The organism is Endozoicomonas sp. ISHI1 (assembly GCF_024606225.1).
GTDB lineage: Bacteria > Pseudomonadota > Gammaproteobacteria > Pseudomonadales > Endozoicomonadaceae > Endozoicomonas_A.
This window is the reverse complement of the sequence record NZ_JAGRPU010000003.1, coordinates 86,144-109,930: the sequence shown is the minus strand read 5'-3', so window position 1 is coordinate 109,930 and position 23,787 is coordinate 86,144. Positions and strand designations below refer to the sequence as shown.

Annotated in this window: 20 protein-coding genes and 1 other RNA gene; 19 read left to right on the top strand and 2 right to left on the bottom strand. The window is 50.2% G+C overall.

The annotated features are described in order from the left end of the window. Positions 1–4 precede the first annotated feature (4 nt). Both KBW69_RS03670 and KBW69_RS03665 read right to left on the bottom strand, forming a co-directional pair. Complete coding sequence (locus KBW69_RS03670) at positions 5–391, bottom strand: YraN family protein (protein ID WP_257279949.1); 387 nt, start codon at positions 389–391, stop codon at positions 5–7. Then, positions 363–2,207 (bottom strand): penicillin-binding protein activator, encoded by a 1,845-nt coding sequence (locus KBW69_RS03665; RefSeq protein WP_257279948.1) that lies wholly within the window; start codon positions 2,205–2,207, stop codon positions 363–365. The genes KBW69_RS03670 and KBW69_RS03665 overlap by 29 nt, the downstream gene beginning before the upstream one ends. A 238-nt stretch (positions 2,208–2,445) precedes the next feature. Here KBW69_RS03665 and rsmI point away from each other — a divergent pair, with 238 nt between their 5' ends. The 19 genes from rsmI to KBW69_RS03570 all read left to right on the top strand — a co-directional run bounded on the left by rsmI (position 2,446) and on the right by KBW69_RS03570 (position 23,635). Next, the gene (rsmI, locus tag KBW69_RS03660) at positions 2,446–3,282 is read left to right on the top strand and encodes a 16S rRNA (cytidine(1402)-2'-O)-methyltransferase (RefSeq protein WP_257279947.1); all 837 of its coding nucleotides are present in this window, start codon (positions 2,446–2,448) and stop codon (positions 3,280–3,282) included. 79 nt (positions 3,283–3,361) lie between these two features. Beyond that, positions 3,362–3,740, top strand: an RNA gene (gene rnpB, locus KBW69_RS03655) — RNase P RNA component class A. 432 nt (positions 3,741–4,172) lie between these two features. Next, the gene (gene mraZ, locus KBW69_RS03650; RefSeq protein ID WP_257252313.1) at positions 4,173–4,628 is read left to right on the top strand and encodes a division/cell wall cluster transcriptional repressor MraZ; all 456 of its coding nucleotides are present in this window, start codon (positions 4,173–4,175) and stop codon (positions 4,626–4,628) included. Positions 4,629–4,652: 24 nt separating this feature from the next. Then, entirely contained in the window at positions 4,653–5,585 is a 933-nt protein-coding gene (rsmH, locus tag KBW69_RS03645) for a 16S rRNA (cytosine(1402)-N(4))-methyltransferase RsmH (protein WP_257279946.1), read from the top strand. A gap of 13 nt (positions 5,586–5,598) precedes the next feature. Further along, positions 5,599–5,895, top strand: a complete 297-nt coding sequence (gene ftsL, locus KBW69_RS03640) for a cell division protein FtsL (RefSeq protein WP_257255312.1) — start codon at positions 5,599–5,601, stop codon at positions 5,893–5,895. Continuing rightward, a complete protein-coding gene (locus KBW69_RS03635) occupies positions 5,892–7,673 on the top strand; it encodes a penicillin-binding transpeptidase domain-containing protein (protein ID WP_257279945.1) in 1,782 nt (593 codons plus the stop codon). The genes ftsL and KBW69_RS03635 overlap by 4 nt, the downstream gene beginning before the upstream one ends. Next, the gene (locus tag KBW69_RS03630) at positions 7,670–9,196 is read left to right on the top strand and encodes a UDP-N-acetylmuramoyl-L-alanyl-D-glutamate--2,6-diaminopimelate ligase (RefSeq protein WP_257274243.1); all 1,527 of its coding nucleotides are present in this window, start codon (positions 7,670–7,672) and stop codon (positions 9,194–9,196) included. Before KBW69_RS03635 ends, KBW69_RS03630 begins: the two co-directional genes overlap by 4 nt. Continuing rightward, positions 9,193–10,635, top strand: coding sequence for a UDP-N-acetylmuramoyl-tripeptide--D-alanyl-D-alanine ligase (murF, locus tag KBW69_RS03625; protein ID WP_257279944.1), 1,443 nt, complete (start codon positions 9,193–9,195; stop codon positions 10,633–10,635). Before KBW69_RS03630 ends, murF begins: the two co-directional genes overlap by 4 nt. A 2-nt stretch (positions 10,636–10,637) precedes the next feature. After that, positions 10,638–11,720 carry a phospho-N-acetylmuramoyl-pentapeptide-transferase gene (gene mraY, locus KBW69_RS03620; protein ID WP_257279943.1) on the top strand — a complete coding sequence of 361 codons (1,083 nt, stop codon included), beginning with the start codon at positions 10,638–10,640 and terminating at the stop codon, positions 11,718–11,720. Positions 11,721–11,747: 27 nt separating this feature from the next. Beyond that, positions 11,748–13,103, top strand: coding sequence for a UDP-N-acetylmuramoyl-L-alanine--D-glutamate ligase (gene murD, locus KBW69_RS03615; protein ID WP_257276277.1), 1,356 nt, complete (start codon positions 11,748–11,750; stop codon positions 13,101–13,103). Further along, complete coding sequence (gene ftsW, locus KBW69_RS03610) at positions 13,100–14,287, top strand: putative lipid II flippase FtsW (protein WP_257276276.1); 1,188 nt, start codon at positions 13,100–13,102, stop codon at positions 14,285–14,287. The genes murD and ftsW overlap by 4 nt, the downstream gene beginning before the upstream one ends. Next, complete coding sequence (gene murG, locus KBW69_RS03605; protein WP_257279942.1) at positions 14,284–15,372, top strand: undecaprenyldiphospho-muramoylpentapeptide beta-N-acetylglucosaminyltransferase; 1,089 nt, start codon at positions 14,284–14,286, stop codon at positions 15,370–15,372. The genes ftsW and murG overlap by 4 nt, the downstream gene beginning before the upstream one ends. Then, a complete protein-coding gene (murC, locus tag KBW69_RS03600) occupies positions 15,362–16,834 on the top strand; it encodes a UDP-N-acetylmuramate--L-alanine ligase (RefSeq protein WP_257276274.1) in 1,473 nt (490 codons plus the stop codon). The genes murG and murC overlap by 11 nt, the downstream gene beginning before the upstream one ends. 2 nt (positions 16,835–16,836) lie before the next feature. After that, positions 16,837–17,862, top strand: coding sequence for a D-alanine--D-alanine ligase (locus KBW69_RS03595; RefSeq protein WP_306674480.1), 1,026 nt, complete (start codon positions 16,837–16,839; stop codon positions 17,860–17,862). Beyond that, positions 17,834–18,607 carry a cell division protein FtsQ/DivIB gene (locus KBW69_RS03590; RefSeq protein WP_257279941.1) on the top strand — a complete coding sequence of 258 codons (774 nt, stop codon included), beginning with the start codon at positions 17,834–17,836 and terminating at the stop codon, positions 18,605–18,607. The genes KBW69_RS03595 and KBW69_RS03590 overlap by 29 nt, the downstream gene beginning before the upstream one ends. Before the next feature lie 97 nt (positions 18,608–18,704). Further along, positions 18,705–19,943: a cell division protein FtsA gene (ftsA, locus tag KBW69_RS03585; RefSeq protein ID WP_257276280.1), complete on the top strand. Its 1,239-nt coding sequence runs from the start codon at positions 18,705–18,707 to the stop codon at positions 19,941–19,943. Positions 19,944–20,131: 188 nt separating this feature from the next. Further along, on the top strand, positions 20,132–21,325 hold the full coding sequence (ftsZ, locus tag KBW69_RS03580; protein WP_257279940.1) for a cell division protein FtsZ: 1,194 nt from the start codon (positions 20,132–20,134) through the stop codon (positions 21,323–21,325). Positions 21,326–21,418: 93 nt separating this feature from the next. Further along, complete coding sequence (lpxC, locus tag KBW69_RS03575) at positions 21,419–22,333, top strand: UDP-3-O-acyl-N-acetylglucosamine deacetylase (protein WP_257279939.1); 915 nt, start codon at positions 21,419–21,421, stop codon at positions 22,331–22,333. A 366-nt stretch (positions 22,334–22,699) separates the two neighbouring features. After that, positions 22,700–23,635, top strand: coding sequence for a M23 family metallopeptidase (locus tag KBW69_RS03570; protein WP_257279938.1), 936 nt, complete (start codon positions 22,700–22,702; stop codon positions 23,633–23,635). The last annotated feature ends 152 nt before the right edge of the window (positions 23,636–23,787 follow it).

Sequence of the window (23,787 nt, the reverse complement as noted above, 5' to 3'; positions counted from 1 at the left end):
TAGTTTAAAAAATACCCTTAATCCATTCTATATTCTTTTCGGAGTTTGCGTCGTCATAAGGAGATGCATTTTTGAGCAAAAAAGCATCGAAGCGGCAAAGCCTGTGCTGATGCTTCGAGTGGAGTGCCAGAAAATGGTTGGCGGCTTTTCTGATTTTATTTTGCTTGCGGGTAGTAATAGACTCGGCAGCTGAACCGAGTTGTGATTGTGATCTGAAACGGACTTCTACAAAAACCAGGGTTTCCTTGTCGAGCATGATCAGATCTACTTCTCCTGCTTTGCAGGCATAGTTTCTATTGACCAGCTTCATACCCCGGGCTTTAAGGTATTCCAAAGCCCGGTTTTCAGCAGAAAGCCCCGGGTTATTGCGAAGCTTTAATTGCCAGAACATCAGTTTTTTTTTGAACCGGATTAGGTAATGGTTTCAGTCGACCATCTCGGAAGATCTGCCAGGAAAGCTCCCTCTCCACGTGATGCCTACTGTTGATGCTGAGCTGGCCTGTCAGTCCTTCCAGGCGACTGCCGGGCAGGCTGGCGAGCTGTTGCAGGCGAGGATACAGCTTAAATGCGTCGGCTCCCATGGCGTAAAGACTGCCATACTGGCCTCTTGAGCTGCTCCAGGTGGCTCGAATATTGGATTCAAGACTGCTTTTTTGACCAGGCAGGTACCAGTTCATTACGGGAATTCTGAGGTTGTTCAGATCCTGATCTCTGCTGGGGTCGACCCTGCCAGAGTATGCGCTGGAAGTGGCATAAACGGGCAGTTTACCAGCAAACTGGTAAGAGAGCGCGGGTTTGAGCTGGCGGGCTTCCTGGGGGTTGGAAGGCATATAAATCATGTCGATATCGTGCCTTCTGCGAGGCGTAAAGCCGAGTTTCTCTCCCAGAACACTGCTCAGCTCTTTGGCGCGTTTCTGACTTTCTTCAACCAGCAAGGCCCGGCCAGCCAGTTGGCTGAACTCGGTTTTGCTGTTGAATTTTGTGATGCCGGCCACCTCTCCACCGTGCTTTGTCCATTCCGCCATAAAGCTGTTCGTGGCTCTGTCACCCCATGAAGTTTCCGGGCGAAGTATCAGTACACGGCGGTGTCCATCCAGAATGCCTCGACGGGCTACAGCCCTGCCTTCATCTTCGATGGATAGACCGTATTCAAAGAAACTGCCTTTTTGTGTAAAGTGGCTGCCACTGTCTTCGAGGCTGTTCAGGGCAAGAATGGTAATGTCTCCGGGGGTCTTTTCTTTTAACAGGCTGACGTTAGTCTTGTTCAGAGGGCCGATGATCAATTTGGCGCCTTCGTTTTTAGCTTCGTTGGCCAGCTCGACAACATTTTTGTTATGAGTATCCATTATGGACACTTCAGGTAGGGTCTCATCAGAAAGATTCTGATGATAAGCGGCGAGAAAGCCATCTCGAATCGCTCTGCCCGCAGAGGCCAGTGGGCCGCTGACAGGAAGAAGAAGGGCGATTTTGTCGGGTTGCTCAGTGCCGGCTATCTGAAGCGCACTGATGTCTTTCGGTAGGTAGACCTTTGCAGGGTGATCCGGCCAGTGAGATCGCCAGTTGCTCAAATCGGCCAGTTGCTGGTTCAGTGATTTGTCAGAGCGATAAACCAGAGCGAGTTGCAGCCAGCCTTTCATGACTTTACTGTCGGTCTGACTGTTCAGAATAATCAGGCGCTCTTCAGGTGCATTAAGCAGTGTTTCCCAAAAGGCATCGCGGTTTTCGGGTTGTTGGTCAAGCTCACTGATATTAGACAGCATGCTCCATTCGTCCAGGGCTGCAACGAATTCTCTGAAGCGGTTATACGCCCGTGCTTTGAGAATGTGACTTTGATCCAGGAGCTGAGTGTTGCTGCTGTTGATAACTGCTGCTCTGTCCAGCCAGAGGAAAATTTCCCGGTTCTGTCCTGCCCGCTCAGCAATGCGGGCTCTTGCCACGGCCATTTCGGCTCTGAGAGTTTCAGGTAACTCTCCATAATTCAGGCTGTCCAGAATGGTTCGTGCTCTGGCTAACTGGTCATCGGTTAATTGCCTGGCAGCCTGAATTTTGAGTCTGGCGCTTTCTGGAAATGAGCTGCGTTTGGCTCGCTCCAGCAGTTGATCGGCTCCTTCCCGAGCCATTTCCTGCGAGGGTGAAGTAAGTTCAGCGACTTTGCTGGGTTGTAATGAGCATCCTGTCAACACCGCGCCAATCAGCAGTGTAGTCATCAGAGTGCGTTTGGAAAGGTTCTGGCTCATAAAATCGGAGTCAACGACCGAACTGTTTTTGATTCATCTATTTTACCCTAACATGGTCTGTGCGTCAGCCTGATGAGGATAGGATGGGAGGTCAGGTTGTTAAGGATTCTGTCAACGGCTCTCTGAAAAGAGTAAACTTATGGTTTTTTGTCTCTTAATCTCCCTGACTATGAACGACCCTCATAGTTGATCGACTGGCTGGCAGGATATGTCTGAAAGTACCCTTTTTGTTGTTTCGACCCCCATTGGAAATCTTGATGATATGGCACCGAGAGCCATTGAGGTGCTGAAGCAGGTGTCAGTGATTGCAGCAGAAGACACCAGGCATAGTCGTAAGTTGCTCAATCACTTTGGGGTCGAGACCCCCATGATTCCCTGTCATGAGCATAATGAAAGGCATCAGGCAGAGGTGTTACTGGCTCGATTACGGCAGGGCGATTCTGTGGCATTGATCAGTGATGCCGGGACGCCCCTGATATCAGACCCGGGCTTTGTGCTGGTGCGAATGGTCAGGGAGCAGGGTATCAAAGTAGCACCGGTTCCGGGTGCCTGTGCGCTCGTAGCGGCTCTGTCGGTCAGTGGCTTGCCAACGGACAGGTTCTATTTTGAAGGCTTTCTGCCAGCCAAGTCATCTGGTAGGAAGAAAAGGCTTGAAGCGCTGGGCTCGATGATGAATACCTGGGCTGTGTATGAATCCACACATCGAATTTTGGATAGTCTTGCGGACTTTAAGGAGGTGTTGGGTGGAGATCGCTATATCGTGTTGGCCAGGGAGATGACGAAAACATTTGAAACGGTCCTTGCGGGCAAGGTTGAAGCAGTGGAGAAAATACTGCAGGAGGACTCCAATCAGTGTCGTGGCGAATTTGTGGTTTTGGTGGAGGGTGCAGAAGAGCGCAAGGAAGAAGCCGTTGATCCTGAAACCGTTAAATTGCTGCAACGGTTACTGCAAGAGTTACCCGCCAAGAAAGCGGCTGCTGTGATCGCCGATGTTTCCGGGTATCGCAAGAAGCAGCTCTATGAGCTATCGCTTACGATGAAATAAGTTGTAATAGATTCGGCTCTTAATTATGGGAAATGAACGAATTGCAGTGAAGGAAATCATTCGGTAGTATTCGCCGCTTCGAGTTGGCCGGGCAGTCGCTGTCAGATCCTGTTTCAGTATCTGGTGGAGGAAAGTCCGGGCTCCAAAGGGTGCGGCGCCAGGTAACGCCTGGGGGGCGAAAGCCTACGGAAAGTGCAGCAGAGAGCAGACCGCCTAAGTCACCATCCGGTGACCGGTAAGGGTGAAAGGGTGCGGTAAGAGCGCACCGCGTGACTGGTAACAGTTCACGGCATGGTAAACCCCGCCTGGAGCAAGACCAAATAGGAATCCTGGAGGTGTGACCCGCACTGGATTCGGGTAGGTTGCTTGAGGTGCCTGGTGACAGGTATCCCAGATGAATGATTGCCCAGACCTGTTTACAGGTTGGACAGAACCCGGCTTACAGGCCAACTCGAGACTTTCTTTTTCTTCCGCTATCTGTTCCCGAATTGAAACGGAATCGGTCTCAGTGAATTTGACTGGCCGTTCAGCAATGAATGGGATGTGTTGATCAAGATATTCAATTATCTGAAACTTTTACAATTTTTTTCAGGCAGTTCTCATGCTTCATGGGCTTAAATAGCTCTTCCCTCCAAGCTGCTCATTTTTATGCACTTTTTTAATGCAAAGCGCTGGGTGTCTGGTCTCTGGCGGGGTCAATTATTTGACTCTTCAGACAGATTCTGACCTTGACGTGGGTTTTTGAGGTTTCTATAGTGTGCTTCAGTGGAGTAAAGTGGATAAAAGTGGAGTTTAGTTAGCATGATGTGGGAGAGTGGGGTGCCAGTGAACACTTTTTCTCTTCGGATTGCGGCCTGCCATCCTGTCTGAATTGACTTGAGGGAATCGGTTTGTTTCGTGGGGTTAATGCCATCAATCTCGATGCCAAAGGGCGTCTTGCAATACCTACCCGTTATCGGCAGGTGTTGAAAGATCGTTGTGAAGGCCGTTTGGTGGCAACTATCGATACTGATGAGCCTTGTCTATTGATTTATCCACAGGATGAGTGGGAGGCCATTCAGGCAAAGATTGAAGCCCTGCCCAGTTTTCACCCGATGACACGCCGAATACAAAGACTTCTTATCGGACACGCCACCGACATTGATATGGATGGCAGTGGCCGAGTTTTGGTACCTCCCTTGCTCAGGGATTATGCAGGCATGGATAAACGCTGCATTCTTCTGGGGCAGGGCAAAAAATTTGAACTGTGGGATGAAGCTTGCTGGAACCAGCGACGAGATGATTATCTTCAGGAAGCCAGTGAATCCGCTGAAGTGCCTGCTGAGCTCCAGTCTTTGTCCCTCTAATGGGTATGCGCCCGGACATGATAGATGACATTGCAAGAGCAATCAGACCAGCACATTACTGTGCTGTTAGAGGAAGCGGTTGAGGCTTTGGTTACAGATCCTGACGGGCTCTATGTCGATGGAACATTTGGTCGTGGTGGACACAGTCGTGCAGTTCTGAAGAAACTGTCCGGCAGAGGCAGGCTGATAGGTATCGATAAGGATCCGGGGGCGGTAGCTGTAGCTCGTGAACTGGCTGAAATGGATAGCCGTTTTTCCATTTATCACGGTTCTTTTGCTGAACTGGAAGAGGTTCTTGATGGTCAGGAAGTGGAAGGCGTTCTGCTGGATCTGGGTGTTTCTTCGCCTCAGTTGGACAACGCTGAGCGGGGTTTCAGCTTCATGCAGGATGGTCCGCTGGATATGCGGATGAATACCACGCAGGGGGAAAGTGCGGCCGAGTGGATTAATCGTGCTGAAGAAAAGGAAATCAGTAAGGTGATCTGGGAGCTCGGCGAAGATCGTTTTTCGCGCAGAATTGCCCGGGCCATTATCAGGGAAAGGGAAGAAGAGCCTATTACGACCACAAAACGCCTTGCGGGAATTATTGCCTCTGCCAGCCCTTCCAGAGAGAAGAACAAGCACCCGGCAACCCGTGCGTTTCAGGCCATTCGCATCTATATCAATCGCGAACTGGACGATTTGGTGGATTGTCTCAATATCGCATTGGAAGTACTCAAGCCAGGTGGACGTCTGGTAGTCATCAGCTTCCACTCGCTGGAAGACAGAATTGCCAAAAGGTTTATCAGAAAACAGGCCAAGGGTGATGAGCTGCCGCGCTGGATGCCGGTAAGGGAAGATCAGCTGAATAAGAGAATGCGGCCTATCGGTAAAGCGATCAAGCCGGGTGAACATGAGGTTAAAGCTAATCCAAGAGCGAGGAGTGCCGTCATGCGAATTGCTGAGAAGCTAATCTGAGAAGGCTGAAAAAATGGATAGCAAACTGCTGCTGGTGTTGTTTCAGAAATCCAATTTAGTCAATGCATTGCTGTTGACCTGTGTTCTTGTGTCAGGCGTTGCTGTGAGCTTCGTCGAGCATGAAAACAGGCGGCTTCATAATGAGCTTCAGCAGGAGTTTGAGCAGAAAAACAAAGCTCAGGTCGAATGGGGGAAGTTACTTCTGGAGCACAGTTCCCTGACCAGTCCGGGGCGAGTGGAAAAAATTGCAAGGGATGAATTGGATATGGAAGTGCCAAACGCTGGACGTATAAAAATGGTGGTACCGTGAAAACTGCAACAAGGCCAGCCAGTGCCAGCAGAAAAAAACAGGCTGGTGAGGAAAAGGCTATGCCTTATCGTTGGAGAATCAAGCTTCTGCAACTGTTGTTTGTCGTGGCTGGCCTGGTGATTTGTTACCGTCTCGTAGATCTTCAGGTTTTAAATCGTCATTTTCTTCAGAACGAAGGTGACAAACGGTCTGTTCGTCATGAGTCTATACCTGCTCACCGGGGCGTCATATTTGATCGGAACGGTAAGATTTTAGCGGTAAGTGCCCCTGTTATGACCGTCTGGGCTGACCCTCAGGACCTGATTAAGGTGCCAGAAGACTGGAATAAACTGGCAGCAGCTCTGCAGGTTGACAAAGGTTGGCTGGCAAACAGAGTAAAAAAGAACGCTGCGAAAGAGTTTATTTATCTAAAGCGCCAGATGACACCTGAGCAGGCTGGGAAAATCGAAGCTTTGAAAGTGCCGGGTGTGCATGTTCTTGACGAGCAGCGACGCTACTACCCTATGGGCGAAGTGACGGCGCATTTGGTGGGTATTACGGGGATTGATGACAAAGGTCAGGAAGGGCTTGAACTGGGATATGACCATTGGCTAACTGGCTCCGAGGGAACCCGCAGGCTGCTGAAAGATCGTCGGGGGCGCCTTGCCAGGGAGGTCGAGCTCGTGGAAGGCGCTCAACCTGGCAAGGAATTGATGCTGAGTATTGATTCCAGACTCCAGTATATGGCTTATCGTGAGCTGAAGAGTGCCGTAGAAAAAGCCAAAGCCACAGCGGGCTCGCTGGTGATGATGGATGTCCAGACCGGAGAGATTCTGGCTATGGTCAATCAGCCGTCCTACAACCCGAATAATCGCATCGGGCTTCAGCCTTACCGCATGAGAAACCGGGTGATGACTGATCTGGTGGAGCCGGGTTCTACCCTCAAGCCCTTTACTGTGGCGGCAGCCATGGAGACCCGCAAATATGATCGCTATACCCGGATTGAAACCGGCGTTGGCTACCTGCGTGTTGGACAAAATGCAGTTAAGGATGTCAGAGGCTTTGGAACCATTGATGTCGAAACGGTTTTGAAGAAGTCCAGCAATATTGGCGTGACCAAGATGGCATTGGATATCGGTGTCGATAAGGTTGTAGATCTGCTGCGCCGTGTGGGTATCGGGCAGAGTCCGGGAACAGGCTTTCCTGGAGAGAGGGCTGGGTTTCTGCCCTTTAAAGACCGCTGGAGTGACATTGAAGTGGCTACCCTGTCCTTTGGTTATGGCTTAACAGTTACGCCATTACAGCTAGCGCAGGCTTATTCAGTACTTGGCGCTGGTGGTTTGCTTAGACCAGCCTCCGTGATCAAGCGTGATGTGGCACCAGATGGTGTTCGGGTCATGGATGAGGATGTCGCCCATGACGTCATGGAAATGCTCGGCAAGGTAGTGGGTAAAGGAGGAACTGGCTGGCGCGGTGCCGTCAAGTCCTACAATGTTGGTGGCAAAACGGGAACGGTTAAAAAAGTGGGTGGTAGTGGCTACCTTGAAGATCGTTACGTGGGTCTCTTCGCCGGTGTGGCTCCTGTGGAAAACCCTCGCATTGCCACTGTTGTCATCATTGATGACCCGGCTGGAAAAGATTACTACGGTGGCATAATCGCCGGTCCGGTCTTCTCCAGGGTCAATGGTCAGGCTTTGCGAATGCTGGGCGTCAGGCCCAGTGAAGAAAAAGTGCTGACAGCCAAAAGACTCAATCTGGAGCAGCCCGGAGTTATGAAACTGAAACAGGATGGAACATGACCTCGCGTCAAATGACGTCTTTAAATGAAGTGCTGGCGAAGCTGAATCATCCTCAGCTGGATGAAGACATAACCCTTACAGGATTAACCCTCGACAGCCGCAAGCTGGTCGGGGGTGAGCTGTTTCTCGCTGTACAGGGGCTGAGTTCCGATGGCCGGGAGTTTATTGGTGCAGCTCTGGACGCAGGTGCATCTGCAGTGCTCGCTGAGTCGAGCAGGGAGGCACGTTCTGAAACTGAATATCTGGCCGGCAAGCCTGTTATTTTTATCGAAAACTTAAAAGCACACATCAGCTATCTTGCCGATCAATTCTATCGGCACCCATCCTCAGACTTGAAGTTGACCGGGGTGACTGGAACCAATGGTAAAACATCAATCTGCTGGTTTGTTGCGCAGTTACTTTCTCTCCTGGGGGCGCCTTGTGCGGTGATGGGAACCCTGGGTAAAGGTGTTCCTCCTGAACTGGAGCCCTGTCTGAATACGACTTCAGATCCCGTTTCTACACAGGGCTTTATGGCTGAGCTGGTGGCAAGAGAAGTGGCCTTCATGGCGATGGAGGTTTCTTCCCATGGTTTACATCAGGGGCGTGCAGATCAGTTAACGTTTGAAGTTGGCGTTTTCACAAATATCAGTCGTGACCATCTTGATTATCATAAAACGATGGACGCCTATGCCAGCGCCAAGGCTCTGCTATTTGCCAACGGCTGTGTCAAAAAAGCAGTGATTAATCTGGATGATGACTATAGCGAACTGATGTTGTCCAGTTGTTCCGGTGATACTGAGGTTTTTACTTTCTCTATGACCTCGGGCGAGGCAGATATTACGGCTAAGAATATTCTCCTGAATGCACGGGGAGTTAAGGCTGATCTGGATACCCCCTGGGGTCAAGCCCAGCTGAGGACACCTCAGCTGGGCCGTTTCAGTCTTGAAAACCTTTTGGCCGTTATAGGGGTTGTTTGTTGTCAGGGCTATTCTCTCGAGCGGGTTCTTGAAAAGGTGCCTCAGTTGAGCACGGTGCCGGGAAGAATGCAGAGCTTTGGTGGTGATCAGAAACCGTTGGTTGTGGTTGATTATGCGCATACTCCGGGTGCTCTGATGAGCGTTCTGAAAGCCTTGAGAGAGCACAGTGCTTCAAAATTAATCTGTGTCTTTGGTTGTGGTGGTGATCGTGATAGGGGTAAGAGACCTCTCATGGCCTGTGCTGCTATCGAGGGTGCAGATGAAGTAGTCGTGACCAGCGATAATCCCAGAAACGAAGACCCTGAAGACATTATCAGAGATATATTGGCAGGGGTCGATCAAACCGGCATCTCAGTAACGTCTGTCATCAGCCGTACAGAGGCTATTCGGGGGGCTGTCTGCACGGCTGCCGCTGGCGATATTGTTGTTGTTGCAGGTAAGGGTCACGAGAATTATCAGGAAGTCAACGGCGTCAGGCATCATTTTGATGATTGTGAAGAAGTCAGAAAAGCACTTGATCTCTGGCAGCCGCAATCGACTTCAGTCAGTGAGGGAGTATCATGATTCGCCCATTTACCCTTTCTGAAGTAACCGATGCGCTTCAGGGAGTTCTCCTGACGGGCGATTCTGATGGTGGTGCCACCATAACGGGTATAAGTATTGATACCAGAACCCTTGGGCAAGGTAATCTTTTTGTTGCCATCAAGGGGCCCCGGTTTGATGGTCATAGCTATGTTGATCAGGCTGAGGCTGCAGGTGCCGCTGCTGTTGTGGTTCAGGTGCCCGTTGACGGTCTGGGAATTCCTCAGATTCAGGTTCAGGACACTGACGAGGCGCTTGGGCGACTGGGGCAGTTTAATCGTGAGTGCTTTCATAAACCTGTGGTAGCCGTGACCGGGACTTGTGGAAAAACATCTGTCAAAGAGATGCTGGCTTCTGTCTTCGAGCAGGATGGTGAGGTTCTGGCCACTCAGGGAAATTTGAATAACGCTTATGGTGTGCCCCTGACCCTGTTCAGACTGGAAGAAGATCACCAGCACGCAGTGATTGAATTGGGAACCAGTTCACCCGGTGAGATTAATTACATCACTCGCCTGACTGAACCGGATGTTTCCATCATTACCAATGCTTCAGAGAATCACCTCAAGGATTTGTTAACGCTTGAGGGGGTCATTCATGAAAAGGGCTTTATTCTTGAAGGTCTCAAAAAAAGCGGTACTGCTGTACTGAATTTCGATGATCCCAGCTTCCAGCGCTGGAAAGAAAGGGCATTGAAACAGTCTGGTCGAAAAGTGCTGTCTTTTAGTCTGGATAAACAGGAAGCTGACGTGTTTGCCTCAGAGGTATCTTCAACGTCTGAAGGTATGAGCTTCAGGTTGCATGTTGTTCAGGAAGAGGCTGAAAAGCAGGCGATCGTCAACCTGTCTTTCTGGGGAAAACATCAGGTTCAGAATGCCTGTTGCGCTGCCGCAGCAGCATCTGCTGTGGGGCTGGGGCTGGACATTATTGTCAAGGGGCTGGAAAATGCCCGGCCCTATCAACAAAGGGGGACCCGTTACTTTCTGTCGAATAGTGTTCTGGTCATTGACGAAAGTTATAACGCCAGTCCGATTGCCACCCTGGCCGCCATCGATCAGTTGGCAGATTGTGAGGGTAGAACCATTATGGTGCTGGGGGACATGCTGGACCTCGGTGAGGTAACACAAGCCCGACATGTTGATGTGGGTGAGTATGCAGCTGCTCAAAGTATTGATGATTTTGCTGCTTACGGTCAGGCGTCTGTTGCGGCGGTTGAAGCGTTCAAAAATGACCTTCATGACAGTAAAGGGCAGCATTTTGATGATAAAGAGGCTCTCTCGAACTGGGTAAGAACCCGGATACAAGTGTTCAGAGAGCAACAGGCGGATTGTCCCATCACGGTTCTCGTCAAGGGATCGAATGGAATGAATATGTTGGATGTAGTCAGATCCCTTGTGGGATCAGAATATAAGGGAGAGCGCTGATAATGCTGCTCTGGCTTGCGGATTTCTTGTCGCAATACTACCACGGCTTTGCCGTTTTCAAATATCTCACACTGAGAGCGATTCTGGGTGTGCTTACTGCACTGGGTATGGGGCTCTGGCTGGGGCCTTATATGATTCGTCGACTGAGTTATCACCAGATTGGTCAGGCTGTGCGTGATGATGGTCCACAGTCGCACCTCAGCAAAGCCGGAACACCTACTATGGGGGGGGCATTGATTCTGGTTTGTATCGCGGCCAGTACCCTCTTGTGGGCCAACTTAAGTAATCGCTACATCTGGGTGGTTTTACTGGTGACAGTGGTGTTTGGAGTTGTTGGCTGGGTAGACGACTACCGTAAGGTGGTGGAGAAAAATTCAAGAGGCCTGCCTGCACGCTGGAAGTTTTTTTGGCAGTCAGTGGGTGGGCTGGGTGCGGCTGTCTTTCTTTACGCCACAGCTAAAGCACCGGTAGAGACCAGTCTGATTGTACCTTTCTTCAAAAACGTCGTCATTGATCTTGGGCCATTTTTTGTTGTACTGGCTTACCTGACCATTGTCGGTTGCAGTAATGCTGTGAATCTGACTGATGGTCTGGATGGTCTGGCAATCATGCCTACTGTTCTGGTGGCTTCTGCACTGGCTGTTTTTGCCTATGCCAGTGGTCATGCGAACTTTGCCCAGTACCTGCTTATACCCTTTGTGCCCGGTTCCGGGGAACTGGTCGTTTTTTGCGCTGCCATAGGTGGAGCGGGCCTGGCATTTCTCTGGTTCAATACCTATCCCGCCCAGGTCTTTATGGGCGATGTGGGTGCTCTGGCTCTTGGTGCGGCATTAGGTGTGCTGGCGGTGATCGTGCGTCAGGAAATTGTGCTGGTCATTATGGGTGGAGTTTTTGTCATGGAGACAGTGTCGGTGATTCTCCAGGTGGCTTCGTTCAAGCTCACCGGGCGCCGAATATTCCGTATGGCACCACTGCATCATCATTTTGAATTGAAGGGCTGGCCTGAGCCCCGGGTGATTGTCCGTTTCTGGATTATTACCCTGATTCTGGTCCTGATTGGTCTTGCGTCACTGAAGATTCGTTAACACAGTTTTTGCTCGGGAAAAATAAGCGTGTCAGCATTGATAAGCTCAAATCGTACAAGGGTTGTAGTCGGTCTCGGGAAGACCGGGATGTCCTGTGTGCGGTATCTTGCTGCAAGACAACGTTCATTTAAAGTGATGGATACTCGGGATAACCCTCCTGGCATTGATGAACTCAAAGCCGTTTTCCCGGATGTACCCGTCCATCTGGGTGGGTTGAACCCGGAGTGGTTGAATTCGGCGGATGAGTTGATTCTCAGTCCTGGTATTGCACTGGCTACTCCAGAGATTGCTGATGCTGTCAGTAAGGGGGCTGAGGCGGTGGGTGATATTGAGCTGTTCTGTCGTGAGGTGGATAAACCCGTCGTCGCCATCACTGGCTCTAATGGCAAAAGCACTGTGACAGCCCTGCTGGGAGAAATGGTTCAAGAGGCCGGTTGGAATGTTGCAGTGGGTGGCAATATTGGCACTCCAGCTCTTGATCTGCTTAAAAGGCAAGATGTCGATCTCTATATCCTGGAATTGTCCAGCTTCCAGCTGGAAACCACTCACTCTTTACGTGCAGTTGCTGCGACAGTGTTGAACATCAGTCCTGATCATATGGATCGTTATGAGTCCATGATGGACTACCATAAGGCGAAGCAGCGTATATACCGTGGTTGTAAACATGCGGTATACAACAAGCAGGATGCCCTGACTGTGCCTCTTCTTCCCCAAGCTACACCAGCAACAGCGTTTACTTCCGGCAAACCTGATTTGCACGACTATGGTTTAATAGAGGATCAAGAAGATACATGGCTTTGTAAAGGTGTTGAAAGGCTTCTCAATACAGCGGCCATGAAGTTGTCGGGTCGTCACAATCAGTTGAATGCGCTGGCTGCCCTGGCTCTGGGTGAGTCAGTGGGTATCCCGATGGTGCCTATGCTGAAGGCTCTGAGCCACTTTACAGGTCTTCCTCATCGATGCCAGTGGGTAGCTGAAAAAAACGGTGTGGTCTGGATTAATGATTCCAAAGCCACCAATGTCGGTGCATCGGTTGCGGCTATCGAAGGCTTGGGTGAAACCCTGAGCGGAAAAATTGTTCTTATTGCCGGTGGGGATGGCAAGGGGGCGGATTTTAATCAACTGAAACAACCGTTACAAAAGTATGGTCGTGAGGTTGTGCTGATAGGGCGTGACGCAGCTGATATCGATAACGCCATCGGTAACGTGATCCCGGTTCAATATGCCAGAGATCTGGCTGCTGCAATAGATCATGCCTGCGAGGTCAGTGAGAGCGGTGATGCCGTGCTGCTGGCTCCCGCCTGTGCCAGTTTTGATATGTTTAAAAGCTTTGAGCAGCGTGGCGATGTCTTTACGACTCTGGTCAGGGAGCGCCTTGCATGACTCTACACCATAAGCTTCTCAGCGAAATAAGGTCACCCTTTGCGGGCCGTCGAGACAGTGCTCTTGACTTTCCGTTGCTGGGTGCTGTGCTGGTGCTTCTGGTGATTGGTCTGATTATGGTTAGTTCCGCTTCCATGGAAGTAGCGGGCAGTCTTTACTCTAATCCGTTTTACATTCTGATCAAGCAGGTTTTTTTTGTTTTTGTCGGCCTGTCCCTGATGGGAGGCATTTTGATGGTACCGGTGAAAACGATAGAGAAATACAGTTGGCTTTCCCTCTTTGGTGGTTTGGGTTTACTGTTGGCTGTGCTGGTTGTGGGCCGGGAGGTCAATGGCAGTGTTCGCTGGATTCCTCTGGGCTTTTTCAATCTGCAGGCATCAGAAGCGGCCAAGCTGATGATTGTCGTTTATCTGGCAGCCTACCTGGTTCGTCGCCTGGATGAAGTCAGAACCAAATGGACTGGCTTTTTCAAGCCTATGACCATTCTTTTTGTTTCATCCACACTATTGCTAATGGAGCCGGACCTCGGAGCCCTTGTGGTATTGATGGGGGCTTCCATGGGGATGATCTTTCTGGCAGGTGCCAGACTCTGGCAGTTCATTATTCTCATCCTGCTGCTGGTGGGCTCTATTGCTGCCTTGATTGTTTTTGAGCCTTATCGCATGGCGCGTCTGGCTTCTTATATGGACCCCTGGGCCAATGCTTTTGGCAGTGGCTATCAGTTGACCCAGTCCCTGATTGCCTTTGGGCGGGGTGAATGGTTTGGTGAAGGGTTGGGTAACAGTCTGCAAAAACTGTTCTATTTGCCGGAAGCTCATACCGATTTTATCTTTGCTGTTCTGGCTGAAGAGTTTGGTGTCCTCGGGGCGGTCTTCGTTCTGACTTTGATCCTATTTATTTCCTGGAGAGCTTTGCAAATCGGTTACCGGGCAGAAGCAAAAAAATTACTGTTCCATGGCTATGTCGCCTATGGCATTGGTTTACTGTATAGCAGTCAGGCGCTGATCAACATCGGTGTAAATACCGGATTGCTGCCCACGAAAGGGCTGGCGTTGCCTCTGATCAGTTATGGAGGTAGTAGCCTGTTGATAAACTGCCTGGCTTTTGGATTGTTGCTGCGAATTGATTATGAACGACGTCAGTTTAATGTCGAAACAGACAAAAAAAGCAGAGGGGCGCCATGAGTACTATTGACAAACCTACTGTTTTAATAATGGCTGGTGGTACTGGCGGGCATATTTTCCCTGCGCTGGCCACGGCCAGAGAACTTGAGAAGCGTGGCTACACCATTCACTGGTTGGGAACGCCCGACAGTATGGAAGCTGAACTGGTGCCGTGCCATGGATTTGAAATCAGTTTTATCCCGGTCACCGGGCTAAGGGGTAAAGGCTTGAGCTTTCTAATGAAAGCGCCCTGGAAGTTGGCTGTTTCGCTGTATCGGTCCGTAAAAGTAATTCGAAGCTGCAACCCTGTCTGTGTTTTGGGTATGGGTGGTTTTGTCACTGGTCCGGGTGGGTTGGCAGCTCGTTTGTCAGGTATCCCTCTGGTGATCCACGAGCAGAATGCTATTGCAGGCTTCACAAACAGGATTTTATCCAGAATTGCCCGCAAAGTGTTGCTGGCTTTTCCAGGAGCTTTCGGTCCAGTCAATAGCTCTGGGAAACTTATTCTGACGGGTAATCCGGTTAGAACAGATATCGCTGATTTGGAGTTACCCGCTCAACTGAATGACAGGTCTTTAAAGCTGCTGGTGTTAGGTGGCAGTAAAGGTGCTGTAGCCATCAACGAGCTGGTTCCAAAAGCGCTCACCCGGTTTAAAGGTCGCATCGAGGTTTGGCATCAAACCGGGAAAAGTAATTTGGCTGCTACTCGTGAGTCATATCGTGCTCTGAATATAGAGGGCCGCCTGGAACCCTTTATCGATGATATGGCCGGTGCTTATGAGTGGGCAGACCTGGTGATTTGTCGGTCCGGGGCTCTGACGGTCTCGGAACTGGCCATGGCTCAGAGGGCGGCCCTGCTGGTGCCTTATCCCCATGCTGTTGATGATCATCAAACCGTTAATGGTCAGTACCTGGTCAATCAGGGTGCGGCTATGATGGTGCAACAAAAAGAACTGAACGAAACCTGTCTGATCAATATGTTAGAGAATTTTGTGGGCAATCCTGAACAGCTGGTTAACATGGCCAGGGCTGCGGGCAGCGTTGCAAAGCCTATGGCAGCCGAGGAAGTAGCTGATCATTGTCTGGAGGTGGCACATGCCCGCTAATAAACCTATTTTTCCTGTGGCACCTATACCTGAAATGCGTCGTATAAAAAACATTCATTTTGTCGGCATAGGTGGTTCGGGCATGTGCGGTATTGCCGAAGTGCTGAAGAATCAGGGCTACCAGATCTCAGGATCGGATATTAGACGCTCACCGGTAACCCGACGTTTGGAAGATCAGGGAATTACCGTCTTCATTGGTCATGAAGCCGCTAATGTTGAAGGGGCGGATGTAGTGGTCACTTCTACAGCAGTCGCTTTGGAAAATCCGGAAGTGGTTGAGGCTAGAAAACGACGTGTACCGGTGGTTCCCAGGGCTGAGATGCTGGCCGAACTGATGCGCTACCGTCATGGCATCGCAGTGGCGGGTACTCATGGCAAGACAACCACTACCAGTCTGCTGGCTTCGGTGTTGGGCTACGGTGGTCTGGATCCTACTTTTGTCATTGGCGGTCGTCTGAATTCTGCTGGTACCAATGCCAAGCTCGGAGGCAGTCGCTACCTCGTGGCAGAAGCGGATGAGTCGGACGCATCTTTCCTGCACCTGCAACCGATGGTCTCTATTGTCACTAACATTGATGCAGATCATATGGCCACATACGAGGGAAACTTTGGCAAGCTCAAGAAAACCTTTGTGGATTTTCTTCACAACCTGCCATTTTATGGTCTGGCTGTGGTCTGTACAGACTGTCCTGTAGTGCAAGAACTGTTACCATCAATTAAACGACAAGTTATCACTTATGGTGAGTGTGAGGGGGCGGATTTCCGAGCGGTTAATATCCAGCAGAAGGGTATGAGAACCTGTTTTGAGCTCGAGCGGAAATCTCACGACAACAAAAAGGTAAAAGTTGAGCTGAATATACCTGGCCGTCACAATGTTCTCAATGCGCTTGCCACCTTTATCGTGGCATCGGATGAAGGTATGCCCGATGACGTCATCTGTGAGGGGCTCAGGCAATTCCAGGGTGTTGGCAGACGATTCCAGGTGCAGGGACATTTTCAGACTGAGTCTGCCCGGATGATGCTCGTTGACGATTATGGGCACCACCCGACAGAGGTGGCGGCAACGATCAAGGCTATCCGGGCTGGATGGCCAGACAAGCGGCTGGTAATGGTGTATCAGCCACACCGCTATTCGAGAACCCGAGATCTTTACGAGGATTTTGTTGAAGTGCTGTCCCAGGTTGATGTCTTGCTTTTGATGGAAGTCTATCCGGCAGGAGAAGATCCGATTCCGGGTGCAGACACACGAAGCCTCTGTCGAAGCATTCGTCAGAGAGGCCAGTTGGAGCCCATTTTTATCTCCAATCCCGATGAAGTAAGCAAGTTTCTGCAAGGTGTTGTTCAAGATAACGACCTTGTTTTGACTCAGGGTGCCGGAGACATCGGTGCTTTGGCTGTGAGGCTGACGACAGAGCTGGGTAAAAAACTGGCAGACATAACTCGGGACGGAAAGGTAGCTTGAAGATGTACAGCCAAGATCAGGGGCAAGTTGCCATCGATGCAGACAGCCAAAAGCTAAGAAAAGTGCTCGGTAAGGTAGCCGTGTTACTGGGTGGTTGCTCGGCCGAACGTGAAGTGAGTCTGGCATCAGGTACACGAATCTTTGAAGCCCTGCAAAACAGTGGCATAGAATGTTGTTGTATTGATCCTGTCGACGGGCTGGTCAGTCAGCTGGTTGAACAGAAGCCTGATCGCGTTTTTATTGCCCTGCATGGTCCCCGCGGCGAGGATGGTACGGTGCAGGGGTTGCTTGATCAAATGGATATTCCCCATGCGGGCAGTGACATCATGTCTTCAGCATTGGCGATGGATAAATACAGAAGCAAGCTGCTCTGGCAGGCGGTGGGTTTACCCACTCCGGATTTTATGCTGATTGAACGGGTTGAAAGCCTGGACTGCTGTGCAGAGTTATTACCGGCTTTCGTAAAACCCAGTCTGGAAGGCTCCAGCGTAGGGATCTCAAGAGTGGATCAGGAGCAGGATCTGCTTCCAGCCTGGGAGCAGGCTTCAGAATACGGGGGGGGCGTGCTGGTGGAGCAGTTTATTGATGGTCCTGAATTTACCGTAGCGATTCTTAACGGGCAGCCTCTGCCTGCTATTCGAATCGAGTCGGCAGAGTCTTTTTATGACTATGACGCCAAGTATATCTCAGGGAATACTCAATACCACTTGCCCTGTGGCCTGTCTGAAAGCAAAGAGCAAGAGCTTCAGGCACTGGCTCTGACCGCTTTCGAAACACTGGGCTGCTCTGGCTGGGGGCGAGTTGATTTTATGCAGGACGAGAGAGGGCAATTCTGGCTGCTTGAGGTTAATACTGTGCCCGGTATGACTGAGACAAGTCTTTTTCCTATGGCCGCAAAGTCAGTGGGTTTGTGTTTCGAAGCATTGGTTCTGGAGATTCTGAAGTCGTCCCTGTCACCGGCTCGCCTGAAAGAGCCTGGAATAAAGGAAAGCAACGAGCTTGTTCAGACTGAATCAGAAGCTATCTGACAACTCTGGCAAGCGGAGCCGTCGGGCGAGTGTGGCAAGAGACAAAAAGCAGGCTCGTTTCATTCCATGGAAGCGCTGCTTTGGGTTGACTGTTGTCTGCGCTCTGGCCGGGACTGTTCTGTGGATCTGGCCGACGTTGATGATGTGGCTTAATCAGCCGATAGCACGGGTGGAAGTGCGTTCTACGTTCAATTATCTGGAACGTGGTGATGTTGAAAAACGGCTGGCCCCCTGGTTGGTCAACCGTTTTTTTTACCTTGACCTGGAAAAGATGCGAAGGGCTGTTCTGGATATGCCCTGGGTGAGGGAAGCCAGTCTACGTCGGGAGTGGCCAGATACTCTGATAGTCAGGCTGGAAGAACGAAAACCGATTGCCCGCTGGCAGGATGACGGTTTGATTGATGAAGACGGAGAAGTCTTCAGACCGGGGTCTCTGGAGGCCTTCAGTAAGCTGCCCAAGTTGGCAGGGCTGGAAGATCGTTCGCAGGATGTAATGCAGCAATACCTGGCATTTAGTCAGGTAATAAGGCCTTTGGGGGTAACTGTCCGGGAATTGAGGCTCAGTACGACATATTCCTGGTGGCTGAAGGTGGATCATGTTGATGTCAATCTTGGACGTGATCGCAGAATGGAAAGATTGCAGCGTTTTATCAGGCTATATCATGCAAGGCTTGATGATCGCTGGCAGGATGTAAAGCGCGTTGATTTGCGCTATTTGAATGGGGCTTCGGTGGCCTGGAAATAGTCATGAAAACATTGTTATGCGTTTTCGTGGCAACACTGGAGTGTTGGGTTCGGCGCACTGACTCTTTCAGTCAGGGTGGTTTGGGAAGATAGATGCCATGACAGCGGCAGATAACGGAAATTTAATCGTCGGACTCGACATTGGCACTTCCAAGGTTGTAGCGATTGTGGGTGAAATAACCGCAGATGGTCAGCTGGAAGTGATCGGGATCGGCTCCCACACTTCGCGGGGTCTGAAGCGAGGTGTTGTGGTTAATATCGACTCTACGGTCCATGCCATTAAAAGAGCGGTGGAAGAGGCTGAGTTGATGGCTGGTTGTCAGATCCACTCTGTGTACGCCGGCATCGCAGGTAATCATATTCGCAGTCTGAACTCCCATGGAATCGTTGCTATCAGGGAGAGAGAGGTGACCAGTGCCGATGTTGACAGGGTGATTGATGCCGCTCAGGCTGTTGCTATTCCCGCAGATCAGCGGATTCTCCATATTCTGCCTCAGGAATATGTGATTGATACCCAGGAAGGAGTGAAAGAGCCACTGGGTATGTCAGGTGTGCGTTTGGAAGCGAAAGTGCATCTGGTGACCTGTGCCGTCAATGCGGCGCAGAATATTGAGAACTGTATTAAACGATGTGGTCTGGAAGTAGACGACATTATTCTGGAACAGCTGGCTTCGAGCTATTCCGTGCTTTCAGAAGATGAAAAAGAGCTCGGTGTATGCATGGTAGATATTGGTGGTGGTACTACCGATATTGCTATTTTTACTGAGGGAGCCATACGACATACGGCTGTTATTCCAATAGCGGGTGATCAGGTCACCAATGATATTGCTATGGCTCTGAGAACGCCCACACAGCATGCTGAAGAGCTTAAGATTAAATACGCCTGTGCCCTCACCCAACTGGCTCGCGCTGAAGATATGATCAAAGTTCCGAGTGTTGGAGACAGGCCGGCCAGAGAACTGTCACGACAGTCGCTGGCAGAGGTAGTTGAGCCCAGATACGATGAACTGTTTACGCTGATTCAGGCGGAATTGAGACGAAGTGGTTTTGAAGACCTCATTCCAGCCGGTATTGTGCTGACTGGTGGTACGTCCAAAATGGAAGGTGCTGTAGACCTGGCAGAAGAAATTTTTCACATGCCGGTCAGGCTCGGTGTGCCTCAGGCCATTCAGGGGTTGACAGATGTCGTTTGCAATCCTATCTATGCAACAGGTGTCGGCCTGCTTCATTATGGTTTGAAAGCTCAGCAGGAAGGGCGAAGGGAAACGGCCAGCTTCGGCAGACAGGAAGAAAGTCTGCTTAATAGGCTTAAAAAATGGTTTCAGGGTCAGTTCTGATTGAGGGGCAGTCGCCATCAGCAGAAATGATCGCTACAGAAGACAGTGAATGGATTGTCTTTTGTGAAGTAGGAGTACCTTGTGCAAATGACCATTTTACAGGGTGTTCTTACAGGAAAGTAATCGTGGTGTTGTGGTAATGAATATTCAGAAAATATCCTGTTTACGGTGACAGAAAGGAGAGAGCCATGTTTGAACTGGTGGATAATGTTCCGCAGGAAGCGGTGATAAAGGTAGTAGGCGTTGGTGGCGGTGGCGGTAACGCAGTCTGTCACATGCTGAACAGTCGGTTGGAAGGCGTTGAGTTTGTCTGTGCCAATACGGATGCTCAGGCTCTGAAAAAACAGCACCTTCAGGCTCATACCCATCTGCAGCTGGGGGCTAACATTACTCGCGGTCTCGGTGCTGGGGCAAATCCGGAGGTCGGTCGTGATGCTGCAATGGAAGACAGAGACCGGATTGCTGAAGTGTTAGCGGGCTCTGACATGGTTTTCATCACCGCCGGCATGGGTGGGGGGACAGGCACCGGAGCAGCACCGGTTGTGGCTGAGATTGCCAGGGAAATGGGTGCTCTGACCGTAGCAGTGGTGACCAAGCCCTTTTCTTTCGAAGGTCGTCGCAGAATGGCAGTGGCTGAAGAGGGTCTGAATCAACTTAAGGAGAGCGTAGATTCTCTGGTCTGTATTCCTAACGAGAACCTTCTGCCGGTTTTGGGGCGTGATGTCAGTCTGCTGAACGCATTTGGTGCGGCCAATGACGTTCTGTTAGGCGCAGTTCAGGGTATTTCGGAATTGATTACCCGTGACGGACTGATTAACGTTGACTTTGCTGACGTTCGTACAGTTATGTCTGAAATGGGCATGGCTATGATGGGCACTGGCTCTGCTACAGGCAGTAACAGAGCGATTGAAGCTGCTGAGCGTGCTATCCGCAGCCCTCTCCTGGAGGATGTCAATCTTCAGGGGGCTCGTGGCGTGCTGGTTAATATTACTGCGGGCCTGGATCTTTCTGTAGGTGAATTCCACGAAGTAGGTGATACAGTGCGTGAATTTGCTTCAGATAATGCCACCACCGTGGTGGGCACAGTTATTGATCCGGAAATGACAGATGAATTGAGAGTGACTGTTGTTGCGACCGGTCTGGGAGACGCTGGTGGGGAGCAGGATCAGTCTCTTAAAGTGGTTGAAGGTTCCAAGCCCAAGGCGGTCCGTCCAGATGGTACCCTGAATCTCAAGGAGCTCGATATTCCTCCTCGTGTTCGCAATAAAGCTGCTGAACAGCCCAAGGTTGAGGAAAATGAAAAGCCCCGCAGGCAGGCGCCATCATCTGACAATGTGGATTACCTTGATATACCGGCGTTTTTGCGTCGACAAGCCGATTGAATGAATGACCGGTTGTGTCATATGTAACTTTTGTTACAATGAGTCGTTGCATTCAAATAACAGGGGCCTTAGAGGTCGCGGAATAGCGTTATCATGATCAGACAGCGTACCCTGAAAAATATTATTCGAGCTACGGGAGTGGGGTTACATTCCGGTGAAAAAGTCTATCTGACTCTTAAACCGGCTCCCGTCGATACTGGCATTATCTTCTGTCGCACAGATCTTGATCCTGTGGTGGAAATACCTGCTCGTGCAGAGAATGTCGGAGAAACAACCCTGTGCACCTCTTTGCAGAAGGATGGTGTCCGGGTAGATACCGTTGAACATCTTCTTTCGGCAATGGCGGGGCTGGGTATCGACAATGCCTATGTCGAAGTTAGCGCCCATGAAGTGCCGATTATGGACGGTAGTGCCGGGCCTTTTGTTTTTCTGATCCAGTCTGCTGGTATTCAGGAGCAGGAGGCGGCCAAGAAATTTATCCGTATCAAGAAGGAAGTCACCGTCACTGATGGCGAGAAAACGGCTACCTTTAAGCCTTATGACGGCTTTAAAGTCAGCTTTACTATCTATTTTGACCACCCTGTTTTCAAAGGTCGTTCACAGACCTCTGAGATTGATTTTTCTAGCACCTCTTTTGTAAAAGAAGTCAGTCGGGCCCGTACCTTCGGATTTATGCGTGACGTTGAGTACCTGCGTTCACAGAATCTGGCTCTGGGCGGCAGCGTTGATAACGTAGTAGTGGTTGATGACTACCGCATTCTGAACGAGGACGGTTTGCGTTATCACGATGAGCTGGTCAAACACAAGATTTTGGACGCCATCGGTGACCTTTATCTGCTTGGCAATAGCCTGGTTGGACAGTTTGTGGGCTACAAATCAGGACACGAATTGAATAACAAGCTGGTTCGTTCTCTGCTGGAGAATGAAAAAGCTTGGGAGGTGGTGACATTCGAGAATACTGAAGTAGCGCCGATTTCCTACCTCAAGCCAGCTGCGGTTACCGCTTAACCCTTGTGCGGGGGATTGATCATTGATCACTTTTCAAAAAAGGTCGCTGTGGCGACCTTTTTTGAAGTCGTGCTGGCTGAATGTAGCGTCTGGTTTAAGTGGCTATCTTAATCTGAAGGGCCAAGAGCGAAAAAACAAGGATCAAGGATATAGCAGAGAGACAGCAAAATGACTTTTTTACCGAAGTTCATCATTGCGTCCGAAATTGAGTCAATTCTCCAAGACTGAAGGGTCTTGTTCTGTCTCAGGGCAGGTTATGGATATGACGCTCTATCGCCTTCTGCATTGAAGCCCGGGCGTTAGGCAGTGATTTCCATAATAATGAGTGAATAACTTAAAACCGTTGGGAGTAAAGGGCTTCCTCGAATGAAAGTCATTGTTGTAAAGCAGGATCACTCTCGGACGCAGTCGTTCAGAGTCACAGGCAAGCGGCTGGCACTGGCTGCTTTTTCGGCGATTTCTCTCTGCATGATGCTGGGTGGAGGAATTACCTATCTTTTCCTTAATTCAAAACCTGGTGTTGTCCTGACCGAAGAAGGCTTGCAGCAATGGCGGGCAACCCTGAGCGGACAAAGGAAAGAAGTTGAAAATGTGCGTCTCGCTGCAGAGCGTCAAATTGATGCCCTGACTATTCGTCTGGCTGAGTTGCAGGGGCGGATTACCCGGCTGGATGCGGTTGGAGAGAGGCTTACCGTGGCTGCGAATCTCAATGATGGCGAGTTTTCCTTCGATGAGGTGCCAGCTATTGGCGGGCCGGAAGCCTTACCTTTTAACAAATCTCTCTATTCAAAGCCTCCACTTATTGATGCCATTGATCAACTTTCCGAGCAGATAGATAGCAGAGAACAGCAGTTTGATATTCTGACCAGTCTGGTCTCCAGCAGAGCCATGAGTGATGATGTCTTCATAGCGGGACTTCCTGTCAGGAAAGGTTGGCTCTCTTCTCGTTTTGGTCAGAGAGCAGATCCTTTTACCGGAAAGCTATCTTGGCATTCGGGTATTGATATGGCCGCAGTAAATGGCTCCGACGTCATTGCGGTGGCTGCTGGTGTTGTCACCTGGTCGGGTGAACGTTCTGGCTATGGTCTTATGGTTGAGATAAATCATGGTAATGGCTACGTAACTCGATATGCCCATAGTCAGGTCAACAAAGTCAAGGTGGGTGACATCGTTACCCGTGGTCAGGTTATTGCAAAAGTAGGAAGTTCAGGCCGTTCAACAGGTCCGCATGTCCACTTTGAAGTGATTCGAAATGGTAAACATGTGGATCCTCAGCGCTACATTTATCGGGTCAGTAAGTAACTCTCCCAAAATAGGTAATGTGCTGTTTATTTTTTCTGATACTTCCGGTTCTGTTTTGTGACTTTTTTGTTCAATGAACTGCGCGAACCGAGCATTGATTTTGGAGTGTCTGAGCCGGTGACGAAAAATAGTTTCCCGCCCTTGAAATGCAT

Bases quoted from the DNA above. Each gene is read 5' to 3' on its own strand.
- rsmH (WP_257279946.1), top strand. From the start codon at position 4,653: ATGACATTGCAAGAGCAATCAGACCAGCACATTACTGTGCTGTTAGAG.
- mraY (WP_257279943.1), top strand. From the start codon at position 10,638: ATGCTGCTCTGGCTTGCGGATTTCTTGTCGCAATACTACCACGGCTTT.
- KBW69_RS03670 (WP_257279949.1), bottom strand. From the start codon at position 391: ATGTTCTGGCAATTAAAGCTTCGCAATAACCCGGGGCTTTCTGCTGAA.
- KBW69_RS03665 (WP_257279948.1), bottom strand. From the start codon at position 2,207: ATGACTACACTGCTGATTGGCGCGGTGTTGACAGGATGCTCATTACAA.
- KBW69_RS03595 (WP_306674480.1), top strand. From the start codon at position 16,837: ATGTACAGCCAAGATCAGGGGCAAGTTGCCATCGATGCAGACAGCCAA.
- lpxC (WP_257279939.1), top strand. From the start codon at position 21,419: ATGATCAGACAGCGTACCCTGAAAAATATTATTCGAGCTACGGGAGTG.
- murF (WP_257279944.1), top strand. From the start codon at position 9,193: ATGATTCGCCCATTTACCCTTTCTGAAGTAACCGATGCGCTTCAGGGA.
- murC (WP_257276274.1), top strand. From the start codon at position 15,362: ATGCCCGCTAATAAACCTATTTTTCCTGTGGCACCTATACCTGAAATG.
- ftsA (WP_257276280.1), top strand. From the start codon at position 18,705: ATGACAGCGGCAGATAACGGAAATTTAATCGTCGGACTCGACATTGGC.
- ftsL (WP_257255312.1), top strand. From the start codon at position 5,599: ATGGATAGCAAACTGCTGCTGGTGTTGTTTCAGAAATCCAATTTAGTC.
- KBW69_RS03570 (WP_257279938.1), top strand. From the start codon at position 22,700: ATGAAAGTCATTGTTGTAAAGCAGGATCACTCTCGGACGCAGTCGTTC.
- ftsZ (WP_257279940.1), top strand. From the start codon at position 20,132: ATGTTTGAACTGGTGGATAATGTTCCGCAGGAAGCGGTGATAAAGGTA.
- ftsW (WP_257276276.1), top strand. From the start codon at position 13,100: ATGACTCTACACCATAAGCTTCTCAGCGAAATAAGGTCACCCTTTGCG.
- rsmI (WP_257279947.1), top strand. From the start codon at position 2,446: ATGTCTGAAAGTACCCTTTTTGTTGTTTCGACCCCCATTGGAAATCTT.
- KBW69_RS03630 (WP_257274243.1), top strand. From the start codon at position 7,670: ATGACCTCGCGTCAAATGACGTCTTTAAATGAAGTGCTGGCGAAGCTG.
- murG (WP_257279942.1), top strand. From the start codon at position 14,284: ATGAGTACTATTGACAAACCTACTGTTTTAATAATGGCTGGTGGTACT.